The organism is Arthrobacter sp. 05L44, assembly GCF_056397605.1.
On the sequence record NZ_JBFTNS010000004.1, the window covers coordinates 201821 to 227309 of the forward strand.

At 68.1% G+C, this 25489-nt stretch carries 31 protein-coding genes; 5 read left to right on the forward strand and 26 right to left on the reverse strand.

Going from position 1 to position 25489, the window contains the following annotated elements:
- Window positions 1-47 precede the first annotated feature (47 nt).
- The 10 genes from AC1DHY_RS11195 to AC1DHY_RS11240 all read right to left on the reverse strand — a co-directional run bounded on the left by AC1DHY_RS11195 (window position 48) and on the right by AC1DHY_RS11240 (window position 7277).
- Window positions 48-1130: an EscU/YscU/HrcU family type III secretion system export apparatus switch protein gene (locus tag AC1DHY_RS11195; RefSeq protein ID WP_476879561.1), complete on the reverse strand. Its 1083-nt coding sequence runs from the start codon at window positions 1128-1130 to the stop codon at window positions 48-50.
- Window positions 1130-1888 (reverse strand): flagellar biosynthetic protein FliR, encoded by a 759-nt coding sequence (locus AC1DHY_RS11200; protein WP_476879560.1) that lies wholly within the window; start codon window positions 1886-1888, stop codon window positions 1130-1132. The genes AC1DHY_RS11195 and AC1DHY_RS11200 overlap by 1 nt, the downstream gene beginning before the upstream one ends.
- Window position 1889: 1 nt before the next feature.
- Window positions 1890-2165: a flagellar biosynthesis protein FliQ gene (gene fliQ / locus AC1DHY_RS11205; protein ID WP_476879559.1), complete on the reverse strand. Its 276-nt coding sequence runs from the start codon at window positions 2163-2165 to the stop codon at window positions 1890-1892.
- Window positions 2162-3031 (reverse strand): flagellar type III secretion system pore protein FliP, encoded by an 870-nt coding sequence (gene fliP / locus AC1DHY_RS11210; RefSeq protein ID WP_476879558.1) that lies wholly within the window; start codon window positions 3029-3031, stop codon window positions 2162-2164. The genes fliQ and fliP overlap by 4 nt, the downstream gene beginning before the upstream one ends.
- On the reverse strand, window positions 3028-3639 hold the full coding sequence (fliO, locus tag AC1DHY_RS11215) for a flagellar biosynthetic protein FliO (protein ID WP_476879557.1): 612 nt from the start codon (window positions 3637-3639) through the stop codon (window positions 3028-3030). The genes fliP and fliO overlap by 4 nt, the downstream gene beginning before the upstream one ends.
- On the reverse strand, window positions 3640-4368 hold the full coding sequence (gene fliN, locus AC1DHY_RS11220; RefSeq protein WP_476879556.1) for a flagellar motor switch protein FliN: 729 nt from the start codon (window positions 4366-4368) through the stop codon (window positions 3640-3642).
- Complete coding sequence (locus tag AC1DHY_RS11225) at window positions 4365-5261, reverse strand: flagellar motor switch protein FliM (protein WP_476879555.1); 897 nt, start codon at window positions 5259-5261, stop codon at window positions 4365-4367. Before AC1DHY_RS11225 ends, fliN begins: the two co-directional genes overlap by 4 nt.
- Window positions 5262-5349: 88 nt before the next feature.
- Window positions 5350-6177 (reverse strand): OmpA/MotB family protein, encoded by an 828-nt coding sequence (locus AC1DHY_RS11230; RefSeq protein ID WP_476903624.1) that lies wholly within the window; start codon window positions 6175-6177, stop codon window positions 5350-5352.
- On the reverse strand, window positions 6174-6995 hold the full coding sequence (locus AC1DHY_RS11235) for a motility protein A (RefSeq protein WP_476880647.1): 822 nt from the start codon (window positions 6993-6995) through the stop codon (window positions 6174-6176). Before AC1DHY_RS11235 ends, AC1DHY_RS11230 begins: the two co-directional genes overlap by 4 nt.
- A gap of 3 nt (window positions 6996-6998) precedes the next feature.
- The gene (locus tag AC1DHY_RS11240; RefSeq protein WP_476880648.1) at window positions 6999-7277 is read right to left on the reverse strand and encodes a flagellar FlbD family protein; all 279 of its coding nucleotides are present in this window, start codon (window positions 7275-7277) and stop codon (window positions 6999-7001) included.
- Window positions 7278-7553: 276 nt separating this feature from the next.
- On the opposite strand from AC1DHY_RS11240, the gene AC1DHY_RS11245 reads away from it, so the two are divergent.
- Window positions 7554-8471: a DUF559 domain-containing protein gene (locus AC1DHY_RS11245; RefSeq protein WP_476903625.1), complete on the forward strand. Its 918-nt coding sequence runs from the start codon at window positions 7554-7556 to the stop codon at window positions 8469-8471.
- Window positions 8472-8576: 105 nt separating this feature from the next.
- Here the strand turns inward: AC1DHY_RS11245 and AC1DHY_RS11250 are convergent, their stop codons facing one another.
- The 16 genes from AC1DHY_RS11250 to AC1DHY_RS11325 form a co-directional block, all read right to left on the reverse strand.
- The gene (locus AC1DHY_RS11250) at window positions 8577-9740 is read right to left on the reverse strand and encodes a flagellar hook protein FlgE (protein ID WP_476880484.1); all 1164 of its coding nucleotides are present in this window, start codon (window positions 9738-9740) and stop codon (window positions 8577-8579) included.
- A gap of 30 nt (window positions 9741-9770) precedes the next feature.
- Entirely contained in the window at window positions 9771-10205 is a 435-nt protein-coding gene (locus AC1DHY_RS11255; protein ID WP_476880485.1) for a flagellar hook assembly protein FlgD, read from the reverse strand.
- A gap of 17 nt (window positions 10206-10222) precedes the next feature.
- Complete coding sequence (locus tag AC1DHY_RS11260; RefSeq protein ID WP_476903626.1) at window positions 10223-11788, reverse strand: flagellar hook-length control protein FliK; 1566 nt, start codon at window positions 11786-11788, stop codon at window positions 10223-10225.
- Between the two features lie 5 nt (window positions 11789-11793).
- The gene (locus AC1DHY_RS11265) at window positions 11794-12495 is read right to left on the reverse strand and encodes a C40 family peptidase (protein WP_476903627.1); all 702 of its coding nucleotides are present in this window, start codon (window positions 12493-12495) and stop codon (window positions 11794-11796) included.
- Window positions 12492-12926, reverse strand: a complete 435-nt coding sequence (locus AC1DHY_RS11270; RefSeq protein WP_476879351.1) for a flagellar FliJ family protein — start codon at window positions 12924-12926, stop codon at window positions 12492-12494. Before AC1DHY_RS11270 ends, AC1DHY_RS11265 begins: the two co-directional genes overlap by 4 nt.
- The gene (locus tag AC1DHY_RS11275; RefSeq protein WP_476879352.1) at window positions 12923-14251 is read right to left on the reverse strand and encodes a FliI/YscN family ATPase; all 1329 of its coding nucleotides are present in this window, start codon (window positions 14249-14251) and stop codon (window positions 12923-12925) included. Before AC1DHY_RS11275 ends, AC1DHY_RS11270 begins: the two co-directional genes overlap by 4 nt.
- Window positions 14248-14901: a FliH/SctL family protein gene (locus AC1DHY_RS11280; RefSeq protein WP_476879353.1), complete on the reverse strand. Its 654-nt coding sequence runs from the start codon at window positions 14899-14901 to the stop codon at window positions 14248-14250. Before AC1DHY_RS11280 ends, AC1DHY_RS11275 begins: the two co-directional genes overlap by 4 nt.
- Complete coding sequence (gene fliG / locus AC1DHY_RS11285) at window positions 14891-15907, reverse strand: flagellar motor switch protein FliG (protein ID WP_476879354.1); 1017 nt, start codon at window positions 15905-15907, stop codon at window positions 14891-14893. The genes AC1DHY_RS11280 and fliG overlap by 11 nt, the downstream gene beginning before the upstream one ends.
- The gene (fliF, locus tag AC1DHY_RS11290) at window positions 15904-17514 is read right to left on the reverse strand and encodes a flagellar basal-body MS-ring/collar protein FliF (protein ID WP_476879355.1); all 1611 of its coding nucleotides are present in this window, start codon (window positions 17512-17514) and stop codon (window positions 15904-15906) included. Before fliF ends, fliG begins: the two co-directional genes overlap by 4 nt.
- Window positions 17514-17819, reverse strand: coding sequence for a flagellar hook-basal body complex protein FliE (gene fliE / locus AC1DHY_RS11295; protein ID WP_476879356.1), 306 nt, complete (start codon window positions 17817-17819; stop codon window positions 17514-17516). The genes fliF and fliE overlap by 1 nt, the downstream gene beginning before the upstream one ends.
- Complete coding sequence (locus AC1DHY_RS11300; protein ID WP_476879357.1) at window positions 17819-18211, reverse strand: flagellar basal body rod protein FlgC; 393 nt, start codon at window positions 18209-18211, stop codon at window positions 17819-17821. The genes fliE and AC1DHY_RS11300 overlap by 1 nt, the downstream gene beginning before the upstream one ends.
- Window positions 18211-18552: a flagellar basal body rod protein FlgB gene (flgB, locus tag AC1DHY_RS11305; protein WP_476879358.1), complete on the reverse strand. Its 342-nt coding sequence runs from the start codon at window positions 18550-18552 to the stop codon at window positions 18211-18213. The genes AC1DHY_RS11300 and flgB overlap by 1 nt, the downstream gene beginning before the upstream one ends.
- Before the next feature lie 190 nt (window positions 18553-18742).
- Complete coding sequence (locus AC1DHY_RS11310; protein ID WP_476879359.1) at window positions 18743-19132, reverse strand: hypothetical protein; 390 nt, start codon at window positions 19130-19132, stop codon at window positions 18743-18745.
- Window positions 19125-19634 (reverse strand): flagellar export chaperone FliS, encoded by a 510-nt coding sequence (fliS, locus tag AC1DHY_RS11315; protein ID WP_476879360.1) that lies wholly within the window; start codon window positions 19632-19634, stop codon window positions 19125-19127. The genes AC1DHY_RS11310 and fliS overlap by 8 nt, the downstream gene beginning before the upstream one ends.
- Window positions 19634-20962 carry a flagellar filament capping protein FliD gene (fliD, locus tag AC1DHY_RS11320; protein ID WP_476903628.1) on the reverse strand — a complete coding sequence of 443 codons (1329 nt, stop codon included), beginning with the start codon at window positions 20960-20962 and terminating at the stop codon, window positions 19634-19636. Before fliD ends, fliS begins: the two co-directional genes overlap by 1 nt.
- Before the next feature lie 190 nt (window positions 20963-21152).
- Window positions 21153-22007 (reverse strand): flagellin N-terminal helical domain-containing protein, encoded by an 855-nt coding sequence (locus tag AC1DHY_RS11325; RefSeq protein WP_476903629.1) that lies wholly within the window; start codon window positions 22005-22007, stop codon window positions 21153-21155.
- 293 nt (window positions 22008-22300) lie between these two features.
- On the opposite strand from AC1DHY_RS11325, the gene AC1DHY_RS11330 reads away from it, so the two are divergent.
- Genes AC1DHY_RS11330 through AC1DHY_RS11345 form a run of 4 tightly spaced genes read left to right on the forward strand, consistent with a single transcriptional unit; the run spans window position 22301 to window position 25479 of the window.
- Window positions 22301-22786 (forward strand): flagellar protein FlgN, encoded by a 486-nt coding sequence (locus AC1DHY_RS11330; RefSeq protein ID WP_476903630.1) that lies wholly within the window; start codon window positions 22301-22303, stop codon window positions 22784-22786.
- A gap of 10 nt (window positions 22787-22796) precedes the next feature.
- Window positions 22797-24203, forward strand: coding sequence for a flagellar hook-associated protein FlgK (gene flgK / locus AC1DHY_RS11335; RefSeq protein ID WP_476903631.1), 1407 nt, complete (start codon window positions 22797-22799; stop codon window positions 24201-24203).
- A 2-nt stretch (window positions 24204-24205) separates the two neighbouring features.
- Window positions 24206-25093 carry a flagellar hook-associated protein FlgL gene (flgL, locus tag AC1DHY_RS11340; protein WP_476880526.1) on the forward strand — a complete coding sequence of 296 codons (888 nt, stop codon included), beginning with the start codon at window positions 24206-24208 and terminating at the stop codon, window positions 25091-25093.
- Window positions 25090-25479, forward strand: a complete 390-nt coding sequence (locus tag AC1DHY_RS11345; protein WP_476880527.1) for a flagellar assembly protein FliW — start codon at window positions 25090-25092, stop codon at window positions 25477-25479. The genes flgL and AC1DHY_RS11345 overlap by 4 nt, the downstream gene beginning before the upstream one ends.
- The last annotated feature ends 10 nt before the right edge of the window (window positions 25480-25489 follow it).

The following is a 25489-nucleotide window of genomic DNA, read 5'->3' on the forward strand; positions in this document are numbered from 1 at the left end:
CGCGGTCCTTTCACAGACGCTGGTTCCAACGGTGTTCCGAAAAGTAGTCATAGCGAGGCTCCTGCCATCCGGTGCAGGCCGGCCCCGGCACCGCGGGCCTTAAGCGACATCACGAAGGCCAGCACGCCGGCCACTGCGTGGTAAAAATCCACCGGGATTTCCTGCGCCAGTTCACAGGCCCCATGCAGCGCCCGGGCGAGCGGGATGTCCTGGACCATGGGCACGTCCTTCGCTTCGGCTTCCTGCCGGATACGGGCCGCGACATGCCCGGCGCCCTTGGCGACCACCCGCGGGGCCGACTTGCCGGGTTCATACTTCAGCGCGACGGCGACGTGCGTCGGGTTGACCAGGACGACGTCGGCGTCCCCGATCGCCGCGATCATACGGTTCCGGCTCATGGCCAGCTGCCGGGCCCGGCGCTGGGAGCGGATCAGCGGATCACCTTCGCTGCTCTTGTTCTCGTCCTGGACTTCCTTCTTGGACATTCGGGTTTTCTTCCGGTTCCGCCGCATCACCACAAAGAAGTCGACGGCGGCCAGCGCAATGCCGGCGAAGACGGCGAACTGCACCAGGGAGGAAATGCCGCCGCCGGCGGCGGCCACCACTCCGGAGACGGGCAGGCCGCCGGCGGTGAGCAGCACCGGGATGAGCCCCTGCACCACGGAGTAGAGCACCAGCCCGACGACGGTGGCCTTGAGCAGGGCCTTGACTCCGCCCCAGAGCGCCTGAGTGCCGAACGAGCGTTTCAGGCCGCTCAGCAGTTTGAAGTTCTCGAATGAAACCCGGAACTTCTTCACGTGGATCCCGCCCTGCAGGGCGGAGCCGACGAGGACCACCACCAGGACCACTATCAGCAGCGGTCCCAGGATTCCGGCCAGTGAGCCGAGCCCGTTCTCGAGCGCCTTCACGGCCTTCGCAGGGTCGGGTGCGGCCATCACTCCCCGGATGCTGAAGACCTGGTCCGTGGCGGCGTTGGCGCCGCGTTCCACCGTGGCCGGAATCATCACGGCGGCGGCTCCGACGGCCAGCCACGCCGTGAGGTCCTGCGAGCGGGAGAGCTGGCCCTTGGAGCGGACCTCCCGCATACGTTTGTCGGTGGCTTGTTCGGTTTTCTCCTGTGAATCCGACATCAGCCCACCCCCAGCACTGTCCTGGCGGCCTGGCCGGCGAGGGTGGAGACGATCCGCGGCAGGGCCAGGAAGAGGAATGCGGCCAGCGAGAGCGTCAGCATGATTTTGAGCGGGAAGCCGAGCGAGAATGCGTTCAGTGCCGGGGCCACCCGGGTCAGCAGGCCCAGTCCGACGTCGGCGAGGAACAGCACCACCAGCAGCGGGCCGGCGATCTGGACGGCGGCGAGGAACATGCCGGTGACCGCGGACGTCATGGCCTGGACCGGCTGGGCGAGGTCGATGCCGCCGGCCAGTGGCAGCGCGGTGAAGCTCCCGGTCAGGCCGCCGATGACCAGCTGGTAGCCGTCGGAGGAGAACAGCAGGGCGAGGGCCGCCATCTGCAGGAGCCGGGTGAACTGGGCGCCGTTGACCATCATCTGCGGGTCGAAGGCCTGGGCCATCTGGAAGCCGCTGAAGAGGTCGATCAGGCTGCCGGCGGACTGGACGGCCGCGAAGACCAGCATCACCAGGAACCCCAGAACCAGCCCGGTGATCAGTTCCAGGACCACGCCGGTGAAGAAGCCGGCAGTGTCCTTGGCCGTGTAGCCCGCGGAAAGCCGTTGCGAGACGGCCAGGCCCAGGCCAACGCCCAGCATCGTCTTGATCCGTGCCGGGAAGGCGTGGTGCGCGAACGGCGGTGCCACGATCAGGAACGCCGTCATCCGGACGGTGGCCAGGAGCAGGACCTCCAGCCACGTCTGGTCGATGGGGATGCCCACCTCACAAGCCTCCGAGCAGGGACGGGATCTTGGCGAAGAGGTCGTTGGTGAAGGTGACCATTTCCGAGATCATCCAGTGCCCGCAGACCAGCAGGGCGACCGCCACGGCGGCCAGTTTCGGCACGAAGGAGAGGGTGGCTTCCTGCAGCTGGGTGATGGACTGCAGCAGCGAAATCGCCAGACCCACCACCAGCGCCGTTACCAGCACCGGGGCCGAGAGCTTGGCGGCCACGATCATGGCCTGGAGGCAGATGTCCAGGACGGCGTTGGCGTTCACCCGGTGCCCGCATAACTCTGGATCAGCGAGGTGATGATCAGGCCCCAGCCGTCCACCAGGACGAAGAGGAGGATCTTGAAGGGCAGCGAGATCATGACCGGCGGGAGCATCATCATGCCCATCGACATCAGGGCCGCGGACACCACCAGGTCGATCACCAGGAACGGGATGAAGATGACGAAGCCGATGATGAAGGCGGCCCGCAGCTCGGAAATCATAAACGCGGGAATCAGGGTCTGCAGCGGCACCGCCTCCGGGGTGGCCGGGTTCTCCATGCCGGCCGCCCGGGTCATCAGCGCAATGTCTTCCTCGCGGGTGTGCGCCAGCATAAAGTGCTGCAGCGGCCCGGATCCGGCGCTGAGGGCACCGTTGAAATCAAGCGTCCCGTTCAAGTAGGGCTGCACGCCGATGGTGTTCATCTCGTTGATGACCGGCCACATCACGAAGATCGACAGGAACAGGGCCAGGCCGGCCAGCACCTGGTTCGGCGGGATGGAGGGCAGCGAGAGCGCGTTGCGGGTCATGGCCAGCACCACGAAAATCTTCGTGAACGAGGTCATCATCAGCAGCAGGGCCGGCGCCACCGACAGGAGCGTGATGCCGATCAGGGTCAGGACGGCCGAGGAGGGTTTGCCGTCCATACCGTTGATTTGGATGTTGACGTTGCCGTTATCCGGGCTGGCCGGCGGGGTCGGCGGAACGGGCGGTACCGGGGCGGTGGCATGGCCGGCAGACGCATTCAGCCACAGGAGCAGGACGGCCAGGAGCACGGCGGCGAGGCCGACGGCAAGGATCCTGCCGCTGCGGCGGAGGCTGGCGTGGCTGGTACCCGGGAGGGTGGCGGAGCGGAGGGCAGGGCGGATCAATTGCGGCGTCCGCTCCTGAGAGCGGCGGCGGCCTGCTTCCAGGTGGATCCGGACAGGATCGACCCGTGCATCGGCGGATGGGCCGGGGCGGCCATAGTGCCACGTCCCGGGCCAGTCCGGGCGTGTGATTCGCGGTGGATGGAAGTGCGCCGGGACACCGGCGTCTCGGTCGTGCCGGCCTGGGCTGCAGCGGCGGGATCGGCGGCTACAGACGGCACGCCGGATCCGGAGTCGGCCGCCGCATCGGCGGCACCGGGTACCGGGGCGGAGAGGCCGCCGGCGGTGGCAAGGATCTGCGCGAAGGCGCCGGCGGCACCGGTGCGGCGGGGCGCCGGGGACAGCTCTTCGGCCGGTTCGTCCGGGATGTCGCCGGTGTGCAGGACGTTGACGGCGTGGTCGGTGACGCCCAGCAGGAAGCGCTGCCCGCCGGCGTCGACCACCACAACGGAGGCCCGCTGGCCGACGCTTTGCCGGCTGACGACGCTCAGGGTGGCGTCAGCGCGGCGTCGTCCCGGGCCTTTGCCGAGACGGCGTTGCAGCAACCAGATCAGGCCAAGCACCGCGCCCAGGGCTACGGCTACCCGCAGTCCGAGGATCAGCGAGTCCATTCAGCTAAGCCCCTCGGCCACGTCGAGGATCCGGGTGATCCGCACGGCGTAGTCCTGGTCCAGGACCACCACTTCGCCGTGGGCGATCAGCCGGCCGTTGAGCAGGACGTCGGCGGGGGCACCGGCGGAACGGTCCAGTTCGATGATCTTGCCGGGTTCGAGCGAGAGGACGTCTCGGACCGACATGCGGGTCCGGCCGATCTCCACGGTCAGGGCCATTTCGATGTTGTTGATCCGGCCCAGCCGGCCGGCAACGATGTCGCCGCCGCCGAAGAGGTCACCGGCGCGGTCCTGGCTGTTGCCGTGCTCGCGCAGCCGGACAGCGAACCACGCGGCAGGGCTGGTGCCCTCGGAGAGTTCGAAAACGGCGGTGTCCGGGTCCGAGAGCAACCCGGACGCATCGGATTCGCGCAGGTCCGACAGCACGCCGGCACCAAAGACGGAACTTGCGCTTTCCATCGCCGGGCGCAGGACGTCGGTGACGGACACGACGCCGAGCTGGCCGCCGGCCATACCGCCGGCAGCTTCATCGAGGAAGGTGCGGTCGCTGAGCATCAGGGCCAGGTCAGCGGTCACGGCACCGACGAACGTCGCCGTGACGGCCTGCCGGGCGTAGGGCGCCGCGGCGCGGGCCGGGACCAGGGCTGCAACCTTCAGGGCTACCGGGCTGGGCAGTTCCTCAACGAGCCGCTCCGCCGACGATTCGTGCTTGGTCAGGGTGATGCTCATTGGTTGTTCTCCTCGATTGTGACAATGACGGCGGCGGCCCGGGACCCGTTGCGGGCCGGGGCGGCAGTGGCCAGCCTCGTGCCGTCAAGGGTGAGGTCGAAGGGCCGGTTTTCCAGGTGCGGGAGGGTCAGGACGTCCCCGACCGCGAGGCCCAGCACCTGGCTGGGAGTGACGTACGAGGTCGAGAGCCTGACGGAGAGCTCCACGGGAACCCGCTCCAGCTGCGAGCTGACACGGGCTGCGGCGTTACCGCGGTCGTCCGTCGGGTTGACCTTCTTCAGCCGGCCCAGCAGGATCCCGGCCGGCACGGCCAGGGTCGCCGGGGCGCTGATGTTGCCGACGTTGATGGTGAAGGATGCCACGATCATCAGTTCGCTGGGCGCGGCAGCCTGCGCGAACTGCGAGTTGTACTGGACCGTGTCCACCCGGATGGTTTCGCTCAGGAGCGGCCCCAGGGAGTAGCCGAGGTCCTCGAGTGCCTCGTCCATCAGTCCCTTGACCAGGGCCTGCTCGATCTGGGTGAACTTCCGGTCCGGCATGGCGGTGTCGTTCGAGGCGCCGAGCATGCGGTTGATCCAGCCGAGGGCCGAAGGGGCCGGGAACTGCACCACCAGCTTCGAATCGTGGGACTCGACGGTGCAGAGCACCATGGCCGTGACGGCCGGCAGCGACGCGGCGTACTCGTCGTAGCTTTGCATTCCGACGTCTTCGAGCCGGACCACGGACTTCACCCTGACCTTAGCGGTCAGCTGGGTGCCCCACTGGCGGGCGAAGGTCTCGAAGGCGAGTTCCAGGACCCTGCTGTGCTCACGCGCAAGCGTCGCCGGACGCCGGAAGTCATAGACGCTAACGGTCCGCTCCCGTACCACTTCCCGCTCATCCAGAACACTCACGGTTGCCACTATCGGCAAGGGACCCGCCGTCGTAAGCAGTCCGCCGCAGGCAATATGAGGACGGCAAAATGCGGCGGCCGGGCCGGGCTTACTTCTCGCTGAGTTTGAGCGCCTCGGGAATGAGGGCGCGGACGACGTCGGGCTTGTCCGAGATGACGACGATGTCCACCCGCCGGTTCCGTTCCATCAGCTGCGGGGTGGAGTCGTCGTTGACCTGACGGGCGGAGCCGAAGGCGACGGCCCCGATGCGCTGCTGCGGGATCCCGCCGTGGTCCACCATAAAGCGCAGGACGTTGACGGCGCGCGCGGAGGACAGCTCCCACGTGGACGGGTAGGCCGTGATGCCCTTCGCAGCGTGGCCCTCCACCATGATCTCCAGGGATGTCGGGCCCAGGATCGGCGAGATGATGTGCAGCACCTGGGCGGCCCGGTTGGTGAGTTCGGGCCGGTCCGGGGCGAAGAACGCCTGCGAGCCGATGAGCTTGACCGTCAGACCGCGCTGGTCGATCTGGAACTCGACGTTTTGCGTCAGCCCGGCGGCGGCCAGGCCGGCCTTCATCTTCTTCTCGAGCGCGCGCAGCCGGTCCACTTCTTTTTTGGCCGCGGCGAGGGCCTCCTGCTGGGCTGTTTTGCTGTTCGTCTGGGTAGCCGCGAAGGCTTCGAGGTTCTTGTCCACGAATTCGGGCGGGACCACCGTGCCGGAGGCCGTGTCCACCTTTTCGGAGGCCACGGCGCCGAAGCCGGTGGCCAGCGAGTTGCGGAGTTTTTCGAACTTGTTCGCGTCGACCGTGGACATGGCGTAGAGGACGATGAAGAGGCACATCAGCACGGTGACCATGTCCATGTAGGAGGCCATCCAGCGTTCGTCGACGTGATGCGCTTCGGGTTTCTTGCGGGGCCGCCGCCGTCCGCTCACGCGGCCGAGTCCATCGGTTCCGGCTGGCCGTCCCCGCTGGGAGTCTTGCGGCGGCTGTCGGCGCTCTTGAGCTGGTGCTCGGGGACCATGGACCGGAGCCGTTCGGCCAGGAGCAGGGGCTGGGCGCCGGACTGGACGGCCAGCATGCCCTCCATCAGGAGCGTCATGCGTTCGATGTCCAGTTCGGAGAGGCGGGCCATACGCGAACTGAAGGGCAGCCAGATGAAGTTGGCGGAGAGCAGGCCCCACAGGGTGGCAACGAACGCGGCGGCGATCATGTGTCCCAGCTCGTCCGGCTTCGACAGGTTTTCGAGGACGTGGGTCAGGGAGACAACGGTGCCGACGATGCCGACCGTGGGGGCGTAGCCGCCGAGGCTGGCGAAGAACTTTGAGGAGGCGTGGTCGCTGCGGGATTTCGTGTCGATCTCGTCCTCCATCTGCATCCGGAGGTCCTCGGCGTCGGTGCCGTCGGCGATGTTCTGCAGGGCGCGGGCCAGGAACGGATCCTTGACGCTCGCCGCCTCCTCCTCGAGGGAGAGCAGGCCCTCCGCGCGGGCTTTCTCCGCGAAGCGGACCATCTGGTCGATGCTTTCCTGCGGCTTGGCCGTTTTCCCCATGAACATTGCCGGCACGGATTTGAACGCCTGAATGACGTCCCTGAGGGTGTTGCCGGCCATCCCGATGGCCAACGTGGCGCCGAAGACCAGGATGAGCGGTCCGGGCAGCAGCAGGGCGGTGATGCTGCCGCCTTCAACCAGCACCATCGCGATGACGGAACCAAATGCGAGGAGTAGTCCAATGATTGTTGCGGGATCCATGGCTTACTTCCTTGGTGGTTCAGGTGCGGACGAGTCGTCCGGGCCGGCAGACGGGACCAGGCTGAGGGGGTACCCCGTGACCGCGGGAAAATCCCGCGCCTTGCTCAGGACGTAGGCGCGGTAGTCGGCAATCAGCTCCACCACCTCGGCGAGGCTTTCGAGCACCACGTAGGCGGCGCCGTCGAGCGTGACCAGGTGGGTGTCCGGGCTCTCGTGGATCCGTTCAATCAGGTCCGGATTGACCGCGAAGCGCGTTCCGTTGAGGCGAGTGACAACGATCATGGGCCGATTCTGCTCTGTGGACTGCCTGGCTGTGCGGCCAAGCGGAGGGATGGGGTGTTCTACCCTTACTGTCGGCCGCCAGCGCGCTTTCGTTAGGCACCGCCCCGCACCGGCCCCTCCCCCTGGCTCACCCCGCCCTCTCCCCCGGCCCTTCCCCTGGTTGCGCTATCACTTTTGGCTGCTCTCCCCCGGTCTTGCCAGCCAAAACTGATAGCGCAACTGAGAGGTGTGGATAACCTCAGCGGCCCGGGGGCGTTTGCCGCCACAATGATCCGCATGCGCTCTCCCGCACCGTTGCCCTCCGCCCTGTCCGCCGCGCCGTTCACACTGCATGAGGCCCGTGCGGCCAATCTGAGCCGGGCCCGCCTCCGCGCCTCCGACCTCGCTCCGGGCGGCCGCCTGGTCTACCTCCCGGGAGCCTGGGAGTTTGAGCTGCGAGATCTGGCCCGGGCGCTCTCAGCCGCGACGCCCGGCAGCTGGATTTCGCACCTGAGCGCCGCAGTTATTTACGGGCTGTGGCTGCCGCCGTGGCTGAGCGGGTGCCGGGAGCTGCACCTGAGCAAACCGAAGGCACTTCCCCCGGTCAGGCGCAAAGGCGTGGTGGGACACACCGTGCTGGCCTTCCCGAACGAAGTCACCGTGGTGGACGGCATCCGGATATCGACGCCGGCCAGGACCTGGCTGGATTTGGCCCGCCGGCTGCGGCTGGAGGACCTGGTCGCTCTCGGTGACCAGCTGGTCCGCCAACCGCGGCCAGGACTCGAGCTCCGTACCGAGCCGTGGGCCACGCGCGAGGCACTGGGCACCATGCTGCACCGCCACCCGAAGCTGCAGGGCATCGTAAAAGCGCGCCTCGCCGCCGAACTCATCCGGCCGGGTGCCGACTCCGCACCGGAGACCCTCCTCCGGCTGGCGCTGACCGCCGGGGGCCTCCCGGAACCGGAGCTCCAGCTCAAGCTCGTTCCCGCGGACCCGTACTCACCGGCTGCCGATCTTGGTTACCGCAAGCTACGGGTGGCCATCCAGTACGACGGCGCGCATCACCGGACGCCCGAACAGCAGTCCCGGGACAATTACCGGGATGAAGCCTTCACCTCGGCCGGTTGGCGGTACTTCAAGTTCAACGCCGACGATCTCGCCAACGGTTTCAGGCGCGCTGTACGCAGGATCCGGGCCGCCGTCGAGACCCGTTAAACGCCTGTTGCCCTATCACTTTTGGCGGCTATGACGGGCTCATGCCAGCCATAAGTGATAGGGCAACCGGGGTGGGGCCGGGGTGGGGCGGGGGGTGGCGCTTGGTTAGCGCTTGAGCTGGGTCAGCTCCTGCAGGACCTCGTCCGAGGTGGTGATGATGCGGGCGTTGGCCTGGAAGCCGCGCTGGGCGACGATCAGGTTGGTGAACTCCTGGGAAAGGTCCACGTTGGACATTTCCAGCGAGCCGCCGGCCAGGGTGCCGATGCCGGGGTCGCCCGCGGCGCCGAGCTGAACGTTGCCGGAGTTGGCGGTGGCGACGTAGGACGAGCCGCCGGCCTTTTCGAGGCCTGCCGGGTTGGTGAACTTGGCGAGGGCGATCTTGGCCAGGACCTGCTTGGTGCCGTTGCTGAAGGACCCGATGAGGGACCCGTCGTTGCCGAGGGTGAAGGACTCCAGCTTGCCCGCCGGGGTGCCGTTCTGGCCGCTGACCGTCAGCGAGCTCACACCGGCGTACGAGGTCACCTGGCTCACGTCGAGGGTCTTGCCGGCAACGTTGAGCTTGCCCGGGGACGTCAGCTGGCCGTTGGTGAACTTCATCGAGTCGGCGATGGTTGCGCCGCCGTCGGTGGAGACACCCCAGCCGCCGGGCTGCTGGACGAAGGTAAGGGTGAGGTTGCTGGGGGCACCCACGCTGTCATAGACCTTCACAACGCGGTCGAACGACGCCGACCCGGCCTCGGCGGGGAGGTTCCCGTCGAGCGTCACCGTGGTGGTGGGGGTCGCGATCATGGTGTTCGGGTTCAGCGTGATGTTGCCGATGGCGCCGGCCTGGTTGACGACGCCGCTGTTGTTAGCGGTCCAGCCCTGCAGGATGCCGCCATCCGGGCTGACCAGCTGGCTGTTGGCGTCGAAGGTCATGGATCCCGCGCGGGTGAAGAGCTGCTGGCCGCCCTTGCTGGTGACGAAGAAGCCGTCACCGGAGATCATCATGTCCGTAGCGCGGCCGGTGCTCTGCGACGAGCCCTGCGCGAAGTTGGTGCTGACGCCGGCGACGCGGACGCCAAGGCCGATCTGCGCCGGGTTGCTGCCGCCGGTCTGGCCCTGCGGCGCGGAGGCCCCCTGGGTCATCTGGGACAGGGTGTCCTGGAACTGGGTGGAGGAGGCCTTGAAGCCGGCCGTGTTGACGTTGGCGATGTTGTTACCGGTGACATCCAGCATGGTCTGGTGGGCACGGAGGCCGGAGATTCCGGAGTACAGCGAGCGGAGCATGGGAACTGCCTTTCTGCGGGAGGAAACGGGTCAGGGAGCGGCCGGCGCGGTCAGGCCGGTGATGGAGTCGAGGGGAACGGAAAGCTGGCCGATTTTGACGGCCGGTACGGCGCCGGCAAAGGACACGGAGCTGGCGATGCCCGAGCCGGTGGTGCCGTCGGCGAGGGTGTAATCGACCGAGTGGCCGATGAGCTGGGACGCGGCCGACCGCATCTGGAGGGAGAATCCCTCCTTGCTGTTGGTGGTCAGTTCGGTCATTTTTTCCATCATGGACAGCTGGATGGTCTGGGCCATCATCTGGTTCGTGTCCATGGGGGCGCTCGGGTTCTGGTTCTTCAGCTGGGTCACGAGGAGGGTCATGAAGACGTTGGCGTCCATGGTCTGCACGGGTGCCCGGACGGCGGTGGCCGCCGGGGTCGCGCCCGCGGCCGTCACCGGCTGGGGAACGATGGGCTGGATTGTCATGAGTCGGATTCCTTCGGTCAGACGAGAATGTCGAGGGTGGTTTGGGGGCCGGCCAGAATGGTGGCGTTACGCAACGTCGACGCATCGGCCAGGGCATCCCAGCGGTGTCCGGGGCGCGGTTCGCCGGGGGCCTTCCGCCCTCCCGAGCCACCGCCGGCGCCGCCGCTCTGTGAGGCGTCGCGGCCGGCTGCTTGCTGGGCGTCCTGCCGGGCGTCGTTGCCCTGGCCCAGCGGGCCGCTGTGGTCCGAGACGTCGAGGCTGGCACCGAAGCCGGAGCCTGCGAGTTCCTTGCGCAGTTCAGGAAGGATCCCCCGCAGCGCCTCGCGGCCGGCGTCGCCCGGGGCGAACAGTTCGATCCGCACCCCTGCAGCGTCGATGTGCGCCCGGACGGTCATCGGTCCGAGGTCCTCGGGGCTGACTTTCAGGGTCATGATGTGCTGCCCGTGCGGTGCACCGGCGAGCGTGAACAACGGCTTGGCCAGCTGCGGGGTGAGCGCCGGCTGCTGCGCCGGCACCGGCGCGGGAGCGGCCGCAGGTGCCGCCTGGCCGGTGGCCGGGGAGGGAGCCGCCGTCGTGGTCACGGCTGCGGCACCGGCTGTTGCGGAAACGTCGACGGCGGGGGCCGCCTGCGCGGACGGGAGGCCTTCCGTCGTGGCGCCCGTGGTCCGGACGCCGGGCCTGGCTGCTGCGGAAACGCCCGCCGCCCCGGCGGCTCCGGCGGTTGCGGCCGGCGTCGTCGTGGCCGCGGCAGCATCGCCGGGGGCCAAAGTCTTGGCAGCAACCTTAGTAGCGGGAACGACGCCGGCGTCCCCGCCAGCGCTTGGAAGGCGGGGGTCCGGGGTACCGGGGCCCTGCGCCTCCGCAGCCGGGGCAGCGGCCCCGGGAAGGTTGGCGGCCGGCTGCTGGCCTGCCACGGCCGCAGCGGGGGCCGCAGCGGGGGCCGCGACAGGCACCGTGACGGGTGCCGTCGGAAGGCTCGCCGTGACAGCGGGGCCGGACGCCGTAGCAGCCGGCGCGGGGAAGGCGGCGGCAGCGGGCTGGTCAACGAGGCGGGGGTCGGCCGACGCCGGGGCGGCAGCCCCAAGGGCAACGCCGGAAGCTGTTGTGGCGGGGTTCCCGGCCGGCAGGACCGTGCCCTGAGAGCCGGCTGCCCCGGGAGTGTCCTGCGTTGCAGCCGAGGGCACATGGATGGCTGCGGCAAATTGTGCGGAGGCTGCCAGGATCCCGGCATCGCCGGCAGGGACCGCGGCGGCGCCGGCAAAAGCCGGAACGGCGGCGTGAGACCCGGCAGCGGGGGCCACAGCCACGGGCGCCGCGGCAACCGGGCTGTCCTGCGTAGGCTCGTCAGGGTGCGCCGGAGCCTTGGAGCCCTTGCTGTCGGACGCAGGCTTGGCAGCCCTGGCCGCGGACGAACCCGATGGCGGCGCGGACGCCGCCTCCTGGGTCACGGCCTCGCCAAGGACGGACCTGAAGCTCCCGGCGCCGGCAGCAGAGCCGTCGGACCGGGCACGGCCCCCCTGCTGGGTACCGCGGGCCTGCGCAGGCTGGGCGGCGAGCGCGGACGCCACGTCCATCGCAGCCATGCCCTTCACGAGGCGCCGCCCGCGGGAACGATCCGCCGGATGGACGTGAGGTTGGACTGCTGCTCCCACGCGTCGCGAATCTGGATGGTCTTGCCCGGGACGGGGGCATCGATGGCCTTGCCGTTGCCGAGGTAGATGGAAATGTGGTTCCCGCCGAAGCTCACCAGCAGGTCCCCGGGTTTGGCCTCGGCGAGGGACGCGACCGGGGTCCCCTGCTTCATTTGGTCGCTGACCACGCGGGGCAGTTCAACGCCGAGGTCCTTGAAGACCCGCTGCGTGAAGCCGGAGCAATCCATCCCGGTGGCAGGGTTGGTCCCGCCCCAGACGTACGGCACGCCGATGTACTTCTTGGCCATGGCCACCACGTCGGTTCCGGTCGCGGTGCCCGCCGGAACGGACCCGGTGATGGCAAGGGAAGCGGGTGCGGCGAGGCCGGCCAAGGCGTCAAGGCCGGTGGTGCCGCCCAGTCCCAGGCCCCCGGCGAGCGTTGAGGAGTCAGTTCCGGAGGTCGCGGTGCCGCCGCCGAGGGCGGCGGTGAGTGCGTCGGTGAAGGAACCGGCGTCGCCGGTGCCTGTCCCGGTCGCGAGGGACGCCGTCGCCGCGGACTTCAGCGCCGCGGCGCTGCTCTCGGCCTGCGCGGGACGGGTGAGTTCAGCGATCATCGACTGGATGCCCTGCATCCGGCCCAGTGCTTCGGTCATGCTCATGAGCGGACCTGCTGTTCATCCCGGTGCCAGATCGTCGAGGAGATTTCGTCCAGCGTGGACTGTTCTGCCCGCAGCTCGGCGGTGTTCACCTCGGCGTTGTGCCGGGCCTGGAGCTTTTCAAGCCCCACGGACCGGGTCCGCGCGGCGATGAATTCGTCACGGGCAGCGGCCTCGTCCGTCTCCGCGACGCGGGCCAGGTTCTGCAGGTCCGCGAGCATGCTGTGCGATGCGGAGCGGGACGCGGCGACGGCGCGCAGCGACGCGGAGCTGACAATGTCATCGTCGGCGGCGGAGAGCTGGCGGCGCGCGGAGGCTTCCCGGGCCCGGACGGAGCTGGACCGGGACCGGGCACGGGCGAGCCCGGACGCGGCCTGGTCCTGCTGGATCTGGCGGAGGCGCAGCAGCCCCGCGAGCGAAAATTGCCGGCTCATGCCGCGGCTCCCAAGATCGAAGTGAGGTGGTCCAGCTGGCGCCAGGACTCGGGGTGGGGGGTGGACTCGTCCATCGGCTGCTGGAGGAAACCGCTGACGGAATCCTCGTGGGCCAGTGCAGCATCCACCAGAGGGTTGGTCCCGGCCTGGTAGGCGCCGACGTCGATCAGGTCCTGGGCGGACTTGCGGGCGGCGAGAACCCTGCGCAGCGTGGACGCCGCGTCGAGGTGCTGCCGGGCGTTGACTTTCGTGGCGACGCGGGAGACGGAGCCCAGGACGTCCACCGACGGGAAGTGCCCGGTGACGGCGAGTTTCCGGTCCAGCACCACGTGGCCGTCCAAGATGGACCGGGCGGCGTCGGCAATGGGTTCGTTGTGGTCATCCCCATCCACCAGCACTGTGTAGATGCCGGTCACGGAACCGGTTTCGGCGGTGCCTGCACGTTCCAGCAGCCGCGCGAGGATGGAGAAGGTCGACGGCGGGTAGCCGCGGGTGGCGGGCGGCTCGCCGGCGGAGAGGCCGATCTCGCGCTGGGCCATGGCCACGCGGGTCAGCGAGTCCATCATCAGGACGACGTCCTGGCCCTGGTCGCGGAACGATTCGGCGATGCGGGTGGCGGTGAAGGCGGCGCGCATACGCATTAGGGCGGGCTCGTCGGAGGTGGCGACGACGACCACGGAGCGCGCCAGTCCAACCGGTCCGAGGTCGTCCTCGAGGAATTCGCGGACTTCGCGGCCGCGCTCCCCCACCAGGGCGATCACGGAGACCTCGGCGTCGGTGCCGCGGGCGATCATGGACAGCAGCGAGGACTTTCCAACACCGGAGCCGGCGAACAGCCCCATCCGCTGGCCCTTGCCCAGGGTGGTCATGGTGTCCAGCACGCGGACGCCGGTCTGCAGCGGGGTGTCGATCCGGGCGCGTTTCATGGCGTTGGGGGCTTCATTGTCGATCGGCACGCGGGGGCCGCTGACCAGCGGGCCCTTGCCGTCGATCGGGCGGCCCAGGCCGTCGATGACGCGGCCGAAGAGCCCGGCGCCGGTGGGCACCAGGACGGTGCCGCCCTTGGCGCGGACGGGGTCGCCAGCGGCGACGCCGGCGAGGCGTCCCAGCGGCATGCAGCGCACGGCGCCGTCGAGGGCGGCCACTACCTCGGCGTCGAGCCCGGGGTTTTCACCCACGGTGACGAGGTCTCCGAGTGCGCAGTCCAGGCCGGACACCTCCAGGCCCAGGCCCATCACGGAGGTGACGGTGCCGACGCGCTGTGGCGCCGCGGCGGCGAGGGCGGCGGCGAAGTCGTCGCGCTTCGGGCGCCACTGCGCGATCATGGCCGGCCGCCGTCGGTGTCCGTGGACCCCTGCTGGTCCCCCAGCAGGGCAGCCTTCGCTCGGGCCAGGGCGGTGCCGAGGCTGGCGTCGAGCCACCCCTGCTGGTATTCGACCTTGGCGTCGCCGCGCTGCAGGGACGGGTCCGCGAGCAGCGGGAGGCCGGCCGGGGTGTCCTGGCCTTCCTTTGTGAGCACGTCGATGTCGGCGGGGTGCAGCCGGATGGCCAGCACCGCGGCGGCGTCATTACCCGACAGGGCACGGGCCAGGGCGGCACGGGCGGTCCGGGTTCCCTCGGCCAGTTCGTAGCCCAGGATCGCCTCGGCGAGCTCCAGCGCCGTGCGGGCGAGGACTTCCTCGGCGTCGTGCAGGGCCTGGACGTTGCGGTGTGCGAAGTCGGTCCGGGCCACGGCCAGGGCACGGACCGCACGGTCCAGGTCCTGCTGCCCGGCGGCCAGTGAGGCAGCCTGTTCGGCGGCCATCCGGTCACGCCAGCGCCGCTGTTCCTTCGCGGCGGCCCGGACACCCGCGGCGTAGCCGGCAGCATGGCCCTCGGTGTAGCCGGCCTGCTCGCTGGCCGGCCCGCTGGAGCGCAGCGAGGGGAAGATGATGCGCGCGGGCGGGCTCCCGACGGCTGTCGGGTCAGTAGACATAGTCTTCTTCGTCCCCGCGCTGGATGGTGATCTGGCCCTCGGCCTCGAGCTCGCGGATGGAACGGACGACGGCGGCCCGCGCCTCCTCGATCTGGGAGGCGCGCAGCGGACCCAGGGCCGCGATCTCGGATTCGAGGATCTCGAGGTTGCGGCCGGAGACGTTGGTGGTGATGGTTTCCAGCACCGGTTCGGAGGCACCCTTCATGGCCACGGCCAGCACGGACGCGTCCAGGCCGCGGAGCACCAGCTGCACGTCGCGGCGTTCGAGCTTGACGATGTCGTCAAACGTCACCATCTGCGCGCGGATTTCCACGGCAAGGTCCGGATCGAGCAGGTCTAGGCCGTCCAGGACCGAGCGTTCGGTCCCGGCGTCGGTGCGGTTGATGATTTCCAGCAGCGGCTGGATGCCGCCCACCACCTTGGAGGCCTGCTGCGAGACGGCGGCGCCGCCACGGAGCTTCAGGGTGTCCGCGACGATGCCGATCGCCTCGGGCGCGCCGGAACCCATCGTGGCGATGCTGAGCGCGACGTCGGCCCGGAGCGAGCCGGGGAGCCCGGCCATCACGGCGGAGGCCTTGCGGGGGCTGAGGTGGGCCAGGACCAGGGCGATGGTCTGCGGCAGTTCGCCGTCGATCAGCGCCAGGATCTGCACCGGTTCGATGTCTTCGAGGAATTCAAAGGACTTCCCCGCCATGTTCACGGTCAGCCGGTTGATCAGCCCGGCCGCCTTCTCCGATCCGAAGGAGGCCTCCAACAGGCCTTCGGCGAGCTCCCGGCCGCCGCGGGCCTGCCTTGGGCTGCTCAGGGCGGCCTCGTGGAAGTCCTTCATGATCTGTTCGGCGACTTCGGGGTCCACCTTGCGGAGCCGGACGATTTCGGCGGCGATTTCCTCCGCCTCGGCGTCGGTGAACTGTGCCATCACCCGCGCCGCGTTGGGCGGGCTCATCTGCATCAGGACGACGGCGGCGCGCTGGGTTCCGGTGAGGGTCGCGTCGGCAAGTTTCATACCGGCTGCCTGTCATCCATGAGGCCGCGGAGGTAGTCCGCTGCTTTTTCCGGGTTGGCGGCGACCATGTTGTCGATCTCCTGCATCCGGCGTTCGGCCTCGAGCACCTCCAGGGGCGGTGCGGGCAGCGGCTGCAGCGGGAGCGCTGCCAGCGGGATCGCGGACGTCGCAGGGGCGTGGTCGAAGGCCGCGACCGCGGGGACCGGCGGGAGCAGGTCCAGGCGTTCGCCGAGGTCGACGGGCTCGCGCTTCTGACGGCGGCGCAGGATCACGATGATGACCAGCGCCAGGATCAGCAGTCCCAGCAGGATACTCCCGGCGGTAATCAGGGTGGCGAAGAACGCCTGCTGCTTCTGCGCGTCAAGATCTGCCTTGGCCGCGTCGAGCGAGGCCTTGGCCTGGTCCGCCGCAGCGGTGCTGAACGGAATAACTTCGACCGTGACGACGTCGCCGCGGGCCTTGTCGACGCCGGCGGCGGAGGTGACCAGGGCCGTGAGCGAGCCGACGTTCAGCCCGCCCGCAGCCGCCTGGCTGACGGCCACCGAGATGGTCTGGCGCTTGATCGCGCCCGGCGGGATGACCCGGTCCTCGGTGACCTTGTTGACCGCGTTGTTCTTGGTCGCCGTCGTGGAGTCGAAGGTGCCGTTGCCGCTGGTGCCGCCGGGGACGGCGATGTTGTCCGGGCCGAGGACGCCTGCGGCACCACCTGCACCGCCGCTGTACTTTTCGCTCTTGGACGATTCGCTCAGCGGCAGGGCGCCGGGGGTGTTGGAGAAGGTTTCGCTCTTTTGCTGCGCGGATTCGCCGGTGACATCCGCGGCGACGGCCACGGTGGAGTTGCCCGGGCCCACCACGCGGTCCAGGACGGCGCGGACGGCGTCGCCGGTGCGCTGCTGGTAGTCGGCGGCCTGCTTGGACGAGGATCCGGCGGCGCCGCCGCCAACGGTGGAGAGGACGTTGCCCTGCGAGTCCACCACGGAGACGTTGGCGGGCTTGAGGTTCTCGATCGCCGCGGACGTCAGGTGCACGATGGCCTGCACCTTGTCACCGGTCAGGGTGACGCCGGGCGCCGTCTCGATGAAAACGGACGCGGTGGTGTCCGGGGTCTTGGAGACGAAGACCGTCTTTTCCGGGATGGCAAGCCGGACCGCAGCGGTCTTGACGCCGTCCATGGCGGAGATGGTGCTGGCCAGTTCACCTTCGAGGGCACGCTTGTAGGTGACGGACTGCTGGAATTCAGAGGACGTGACGCCCATTTTGTCCAGCAGCGAGTAGCCCGTGGCGGCGGCGGTCGGCAGGCCCGCGGCCGCAGCCTTGAGCCGCTCGTCGTAGACCTTTTCCTGCGGGACGAGGATGGTGGCCCCGCCGTCGCTGAGCTCGTAGGGGACATTGTCCTTTTTGAGCTGGTCCACGATTCCGCTCGCGTCGGCGCTCTTGAGGCCGGAGAACAACGGCGTCAGGGCGGGCCGGGTCAGCCAGGCGGAGAGCGCCACAATTCCGACCACCAGCAGCGCGGCACCAATAACGGCCAGCGTGCGCTGGCCGGTGGTGAAGCCTTTGAGGCCGGCGCCGAAGCGCTGGAAGAAGACAGTAATCTGCGGAGGCATCAGGCCTGCATCCTCATGATCTCGTTGAAGGCGTCAACGCCCTTGTTGCGGACGGTGGCGACCAGCTCCAGGGTGATCTGGGCCCGGCTCGCCGCGATGGTGGCGTTGTGGATGTCGTCGAGGTTGCCGGTCACGGCAGAGACAGCGAGCTGTTTCGACGTCGACTGCAACTGCTGGAGGTTGTCCACGGCGCCGGTGAGGGACGTGGCGAAGCCGGAGCCGTCCGTGGCGGCCACGGACGAGGCCCCGGACAGGTAATCGGTGGGGAGGACGCCCTGGACCGGTGCGATCGGGGATACAGGCATCAGGATTTTCCAATCTCAAGGGCGGCGAGGTAGGTCTCGCGGGCTCGGTCCACAACCTGGGCATTGGCCTGGTAACCACGCTGGGCGATGATCAGGGCGCCCATCTGCTCGGCCATGTCGATGTCCGGGTATTTCACGTTGCCGTTGGCGTCGGCCAGGGGGTGGTCCGGCTGGTAGACGATCCGGCCGGCGCCGCTGCCGAGCGGGGTGCTTTTGACGTACACGCCGGTCCCGTTCGCGCCCTCGGTCGCCTCCACGTACTTGGCGCGGAACGCGGGACCGCTGGTGCGGGAGGCGTTGTTCATGTTGGCGAGGTTGTCCGAGACGGCGTCAAGCCACTTGCGGTGCACGGTCAGGGCCGAGCCGGCGATACCGATTGCGTCGAAGGTCATTAGCTGGTCCTCATTGCCGCGCGGACGGCGCTGAATTCCCCGCCGATGGCCCGTGCAGCGAACTGGAAGCGCAGCACGGTGTCAATGTTCGAAAGGGTTTCCGTGTCCAGGTTGACGTTGTTGCCGTTGAGCTGGGTGGGCTCCAGCGATCCCGCCGTCGTGGCCTCAACGTGACCGTCACCGGACTGCACGGACGCCGCCAGGGCATCTTCGAAGCTGACACGCTGCGCATGGTAGTTCGGCGTGTTGACGTTCGCGATGTTGTTCGCGATGGTGCGTTGGCGCAGCGCCAGCCCGTCCATGGCGCTGGCCAGGGCTGCGGAAGTCACGGATTCGAGCACAGAGTCCTGCCTGGGGATTTGTGGGGTGGCCGATCCGTGGCCGATAAATGAGCGATCCGTGCTCTTACTGTGGTTATCGGCACTGTTCAGCGCCGCGTTAGGAGAAATTGTGAAACGTTTGTTGGCGTTTTTTAGCGGGCCGTGGCAGCGGCTGCAAAAGTGCCGTACGACGGCGGAAATCCGGGCGGATTCAGCCGTTGACGTCGAGGTAGATGGCGCCCGAGGGCGTGCCGACGCCGGGAACCGAACTCACGGCGTGCAGTTGCCGGGCTACGTCCTGTTTTGCCATTTCCAGGCGCCGCGCCACCCGCTCCTGGGCTGCTGAGAGGGCCATCGCCCTGCGCCGCGCCGCCGGCGGCAGGGGACGGAGGTGTGACGGCGGGGACCAGCGTTCCACCGGGAGCGCGGCCACGGGCTGTTCCGGGGCGGACAGGGGTCCCAGCGGGTCCTTGAGTGTCTTCTCCGCGGCGTTCACGGCCATCTCCAGCACGTCCAGTACAAGGGACCACGCAGCGAGGGCGGAATCACCCGAGGACGGTTCCTCCGCGGCGTGGTCTACCAGGGGAACCGACTCAGCCAAAACCGAGGCTCCCGTTGGCGTTGCCTGGAGCCGACGCCCACGCGCCGGCTGAGGCGAAGGCGGACGACGCCGGTGCCGGCGCCGCGGGGGGCTGGGCGGCAGGGATCGCCGCCGCGGCCTCGTGCCACGCCTGCCGAAGCGGCTCGAGCAGGTCGATCGCTTCCCGGGTCAGCCCCGCGTCCCGCTGGATATTGGCGTTGACGAGGGCCGTGAAGGCGTAGTTGTAGAGGCCCAGCAGCCCGTCCGCACCGTCCCAGGCATCGGTCTTGAGCGATGAAATCAGTTCGGCGATGATGGCCTGGCCGTGCAGGAGGTTCTCCGAGGCGACGGGCCAGTTGGCGGCCTGCTGGGCCGTTTCGGCGCGGCCGAGATCCAGCAGGAGCCGGTCGTACAGCATGGTCAGGAGGCGGGCCGGGGGCGCGGAGAGAACCGAGTCTGCAAGGTACTGGTTGCGCTGGGCGGCGCCGCCGTAGCCACCGGAGTTGAAGGGCGAACTGGTCATTACTTGGCGCTCCCGCCGGAGAGGCCAGCCAGCTGGGACGTGAGCCAGGTCTGCTGGGCTTTCATGTTGCTCATCGCCACCTCAAGGGCCGAGTACGTGCTTTTCAACGTTGCCTGCCGGGAGGCCAGGCGGGTATCCCAATCGCTGATCCGGTCCGCCAGGTCACGGACCTCGGACTGCTGCCCGGTGATCTGGGTGGTGAGTGTGCCCGTGTATTTGTCCGACGCGGCGGTGGCGGCGGCGTTGATCCGGCCGGCGAGTTCCTGCACCTTGGCAGCGGTACCGGCCGGGTCGGCGGCCAGGGCGGAGCCGAACTTGGTGGCGTCGAACTCCATGGTGCCGGTCTTGGTGATGCTGATGCCAATTTCCGAAGGCGACCGGGGCGGTGTGCCGACCGGCAGCGACGCAGCGGAGAGGATGTTCTGGTTGACCGAGCGCACGGTGCTGTCCCCGGCGAAGACCCCCGCGGAGGTGGTGGTGCCACTGGTGTTCGTGGTGGTGCTGACGGCGCTCTTGCTGGCCACCAGCGCGAAGATCCCGTTCACGCCGTCCACCAGGTCCGAGGCAACCTTCGTGATGCCGGCATCGTCCCGGGAGACGGTGAGGGTCACGGGAGCGGGGGTCAGATCCTTGGCGGTGATGGTGACGCCGGGGAGGAGATTGGTGAAGGTGTTCGTCGCCGACGTCACCGTCTGGGCGGCCGTGGTCCCTGGCCAAAGCGAGATCTCCGCGTCCTGGGCAGCCTTGACGTCGGTAAACGTGGTGCCGGGGTCGGTGATGGTGAACGCACCCGCGCTGCCGGATTTGGTGGCGGTGAACTGGAGACGGAAATCTCCGCCGCCCACGTCCACTTTGGTTGCCGTCACGCCGGCGCCGGCAGCGTTGACGGCGGTCACGACGTCGTCGAGGTTGTTGGACGCGGGGGTGATCGTGTAATCCTTGCCGCCGCTGTTAATCGTCATGGTGGTGTAGGGCCAGCCGGTTACGGCGTTGACCTTGGGCGTCACCGTGACCTGGGTCTGCGCCAGCTTGGTGACCTGGAAGTCGATGGAACCGGCTGTTGCGGCCGCGGTGGTGGTGGCCGTGACCTTGTCACTGGTCGTGGCCGCGGTGGTCAGGTCAAGGGCCCCGGGTTTGGCCGCGGCTGCGGCCTGCGTCGCCAGCGTGGCTACCTTGCCGTTGAGCCCCTGGAGCGCGGACACCATGGACTGGATGTCGTAGGACTTGTTCTTGAGCAGCGTCTGCGGGAGGGCCTCGGACTGCATGATGGAGCTGATGAGGGCGGTGGTGTCGAGCCCGCTGGCCAGTCCGTCGAGTGAGATTCCCATCGCTGCCTCTCCTTAGCTATCAAGAACATTCGTTGGTGCTGCTGTTTTCGCAGCATCGGTGTTGCACGTAAGGGCCGGACGATGGTTTTGCCATCGTCCGGCCCTTCCGCAGTGTGATGATCGGGGGTGTCTCTTCGTCCGATCAGGGTGGCAGCCGGGCGCTCAGGACTGCCTGACTGCCGGGTCAGGCCTAGCGCAGGAGCGAAAGAACGCCCTGGCTGGACTGGTTTGCCTGGGCCAGCATTGCGGTGCCGGCCTGGGACAGGATGTTGGCCTTGGTGAACTTGACCATTTCCTGAGCCATGTCGACGTCGGCGATGCRGGACTGAGCGGCCTGCAGGTTCTCACCGGCAACGTTCAGCGACTTGATCGTGTGCTCGAGGCGGTTCTGGGCGGCACCCAGGTCTGCGCGAGAGGCTGAGACGTTGGCGATGTTCGTGTCCACCGTGCCAATGGCCGTCGCCGAGGTCCCAGCGTCAGTGAAGTCCAATGCCTTGACCGCGGTGGCGATTGCCTTGACGTCCATGCCAGCGGAATTGGTCGAAACGGTGATCTGGTTGCTGGTTGGGTCAGTACCTGCGCCAACCTGGAAAACCATCTTGCCCGCGCCGTTGCCGGAAGTGGCACCGGAAAGCAGGGAGATGCCATTGAAGTTCGTCGCGGCGCTCATACGGTCCAACTCGTCACCAAGTGCGGTAACTTCCTTGCCGATTGCCGAACGGGCGGCACCGTTGTTCGAGTCGTTGGCCGCCTGGACGGACAGGTCACGCACGCGCTGCAGGATGGAGTGGACTTCGGTCAGGGCGCCTTCAGCGGTCTGGATGACCGAGATGCCGTCCTGGGCGTTGCGGGCGGCCTGGGCCGAACCGGTGACCTGCGACTTCAGGCCCTCGGAGATGGACAGGCCTGCTGCGTCATCGCCGGCGCGGTTGATGCGCAGGCCGGTGGACAGCTTCTCCAGGGACTTGGAGAGATCGGTCTGGGTGTTGTTGAGGCTGCGGTAAGAGTTGTTTGCCGCGAGGTTGTTGTTGATAACGAAGCCCATGGTATTTCCTCCGTGATTTGGGACTGTAAGCGATGGCCCATCCGTGGGCCTTCAGGAGTAGTTATCGCCATCCGGGACGCCGAGGTAAGGAGAAATCCAAAATTCTTTTCAGGTTTCTCCACCGTGAATTTTCCGCCTGCTATCAGGCTTATTCCTACTAACGGGTACGGAAACCCTGCCGATAGTTTGTACGAACCCTGCTGAAGGCCGCATCGTCCGCACGATGCATACCCCGCCTCACCAGCACACGAGTCGTCCGCATTATTCGCACATTTAAGGGAGCCGCACGGACCATGGCCATCCACGAACTTTCCGCCCTGCTGTGGCGGGAGCGTGAACTCCTGGACGTTCTGACGTTCAAGCTGGAGGAAGAGCAGCTGCTTCTGACCTCCGGCAAGTCCCGCTGGCTGCCGCACGGCACACGCGAAGTGGAACAGGTCCTGGGGCACCTTTCCCAGGCCAGCCTGGCCCGGACCATCGAGGCCGCCGTCGTCGCCGAGATGTGGGGCTTGCCCACGGACGCCACTCTCGGCGAACTCGCTGCGGCAGCGCCCGAAGGCGCGTGGGCAGAAGTGCTCACGGCGCACCTGACTGCACTGACCCGCCAGACCGCCCTGATTAAGGAACTGCGCGACTCCAACGAGCAGTACCTCCGCACTGCCGTCCGCTCCACCCAGGAAACGCTCGCCGACCTGAACCCAGTGGCTGCCGGAACGTACGACGCCCAGGGTAAGACCGGGGATACGGCCGGCTCCCGACTCTTCGACCAGCAGTTCTAAGGAAGCGACCATGAGCACCTTTGGCGCCCTCAACACCGCCTACCGGGGCCTCACAGCGGCGCAGCAGGGCATGAACGTGGCGGGCCAGAACATCGCCAACGCCGCCACCGAGGGCTACACCCGGCAGCGGGTTGAGCAGTCCGCCGTGGCCGCGCCGGCCCGCGGGCTCTTCTCAGGCGGGGCGGTTCAAACGGGCCAAGGCGTGTCGGTCGACGCGATTGCCCGGCTCGGCAGCAGCGTCCTGGACACGGCTGTCCGCTCCGCGAGCGCACAGGCCGGCTACGCAGGGATCCGCTCTTCCGCGCTGCAAGGCATCGAAGGCGTACTGCAGGAGCCGGGTGACAACGGCATCTCCGCAGCGCTCCAAGGGTTCTGGTCAGCGTGGCAGGGGGCGGCCCGCCAGCCGGACCAGGACGGGCCCAAGGGGTTGCTGCTGACCGCCGCCAATTCTGTCACCGACAAGATTTCTTCCGGCTACCAGGCCCTCCAGGGTCAGTGGAGCAGCGTCCGCGCCCAGGCAGCCGACGCCGTCAACGCCGTGAACGCCGCCGCTAGCCAGGTGGCGGCCTACAACGCCACCATCCGCTCAACCCTCGCGTCCGGCGGATCCGCCAACGAGTTGATCGATGCCCGCGCCAAACTTACCGACACTATTGCCCGGTTGGCCGGCGGCACCGTCCGCGAACAGCCCGACGGCACCGTGGACGTCCACTTGGGCGGAAACGCCCTGGTCATGGGCACTTCGGTTCGTGGCCTGGAGCTCTCCGGCAGCCAGGCCGGAGATACCATCGGGTCCACAGTGCAACTGCTTTGGAAAGACCCGGCGGGGGTGGCCTCGTCCGACGGCGGTGAAATCGCCGGCGCCCTCTCCGTGCTGGCCCCGGCCGCCGGCGGCAACGGAGGCGCCATCGCCGAGGCGGCGCAGTCGTACAACAACTTCGCCACTACATTCGCCACCGCGGTGAACACCGTTCACCAGTCCGGAGTTACCGGCGCGGGCGCATCAAACGCCGCCTTCTTCACCACCGGCAACCCGGCCGCCCTCTCAATCAAGGCACCGACGGCCACGTCCGATATCGCCCTTAAAACCGCGGGCCAGGGCGCGCTGGACACCAGCATCGCGGATCAGATCTCGCAGCTCGGGACGGGTCCGGCCTCCCCGGACAAGGCCTGGTCGGACATCGTCACCGGCATCGGCGTGCAGTCCCGCGGGGCGCAGCAGCAGGAAGCGCTCACGTCCGCAGCACAAGTCTCGGCGGTGACCGGCCGGGCATCACAGGCCTCCGTCAGCCTGGACGAGGAAAACGTCAACCTCCTCACCAACCAGCACGCCTACCAGGCCGCGGCCCGCGTGATGACAGCGGTCGACGAGGCCCTGGACGTCCTGATCAACCGCACCGGACTGGTAGGAAGGTAACCATGCTGAACCGGGTAACGAACCTGACCATGAACGCGAACGCCCAGCGGACCCTGCAGTTCCAGCAGGCCAAGCTCGCTGAGCTGCAGGACAAGGCCACCTCGCTCAACAAGATCTCGCGGCCCTCGGACGATCCCGCCGCCACGGCCCAGGCCCTGGCGACACGGTCGCTCCAGGAGGCCAATGCCCAGTACGGCCGAAACATTGACGACGGCAACACCTGGCTCACGGCAGCGGACTCCGCCTTGGAACAGGCCACGAACGTGATGCACAGGATCAAGGACCTGACGGTGCAGGCGGGTAACGGTTCGCTGCCGCAGTCAGGCAAGGACGCGATCGCCATCGAATTGAAGTCACTGAACAAGGACCTCGTCTCGATCGCCAACTCCAAGCACCTGGGCCGGAACATCTTTGCCGGGAACTCCGACGCCCCGGAAACGTTCACCGGCACACCGCCCACATTCACCGGTGCCGGCGTCAACCCCGTGGAGCGGCGCATCAGTGCCACCCAAACGGTCCGGGTGGATGCCGACGCTCAAAAGATCTTCGACAGCGGCTCCGGGTGGGTCTTCGACGCAGTCCAGTCACTCGCAGACACCCTCACCGGCGGCGGCATGCCCAGCGCCACCCAAGTCAGCACCTTGGACACGGCTTTTCAGAACATCGTCAACGGCCGTGCTGAAATTGGAACACGGCAGGCACAGCTGGAACGTGCCGGCAACGTCAACACCGAAATGGAGGCTTCCTTGGACGCCCAGCGGACCGGGATTGAAAAAGCTGACCTCGGCAGCGTCATCATGGACCTGAAACTTCAGGAGACCAACTACCAGGTGGCACTGGCCGCTACGGCCAAAGTCCTCCAGCCCACCCTGATGGACTTCCTGCGATGAACTCCGTCCTCAGCAGCACGCCGGTCACTTTCACCGCGCCCATGCCCGGCCTGGAGAGCGTGCACGACTTTGCCCTGCGGAACATCGACAGCGCCCCGGGCCTCTTCGCCCTGGAGTCCGCCGCCGCACCGGTCCGGCTGTTCCTCGCGGACGCGGCCGTGTTCGTTCCCGGCTACAAACCGGCCGTTCCCGCCGCGGCGCTGGAGGCCCTGGAGCTCGACGGCGGCGAAGCACCCCTGGTGCTTGTTGTCATCAACCACTCCCCCGCCGCCACGACGGTGAACCTGATGGCCCCCATCGTGTTCAACCCGGCCACCCGGCGGTGCACCCAGCTTGTGCTGGACGGCAAGGAGTACCCGCTGCGGGCGGAACTCGGCGCGCTGTAGCGGGGGCCGC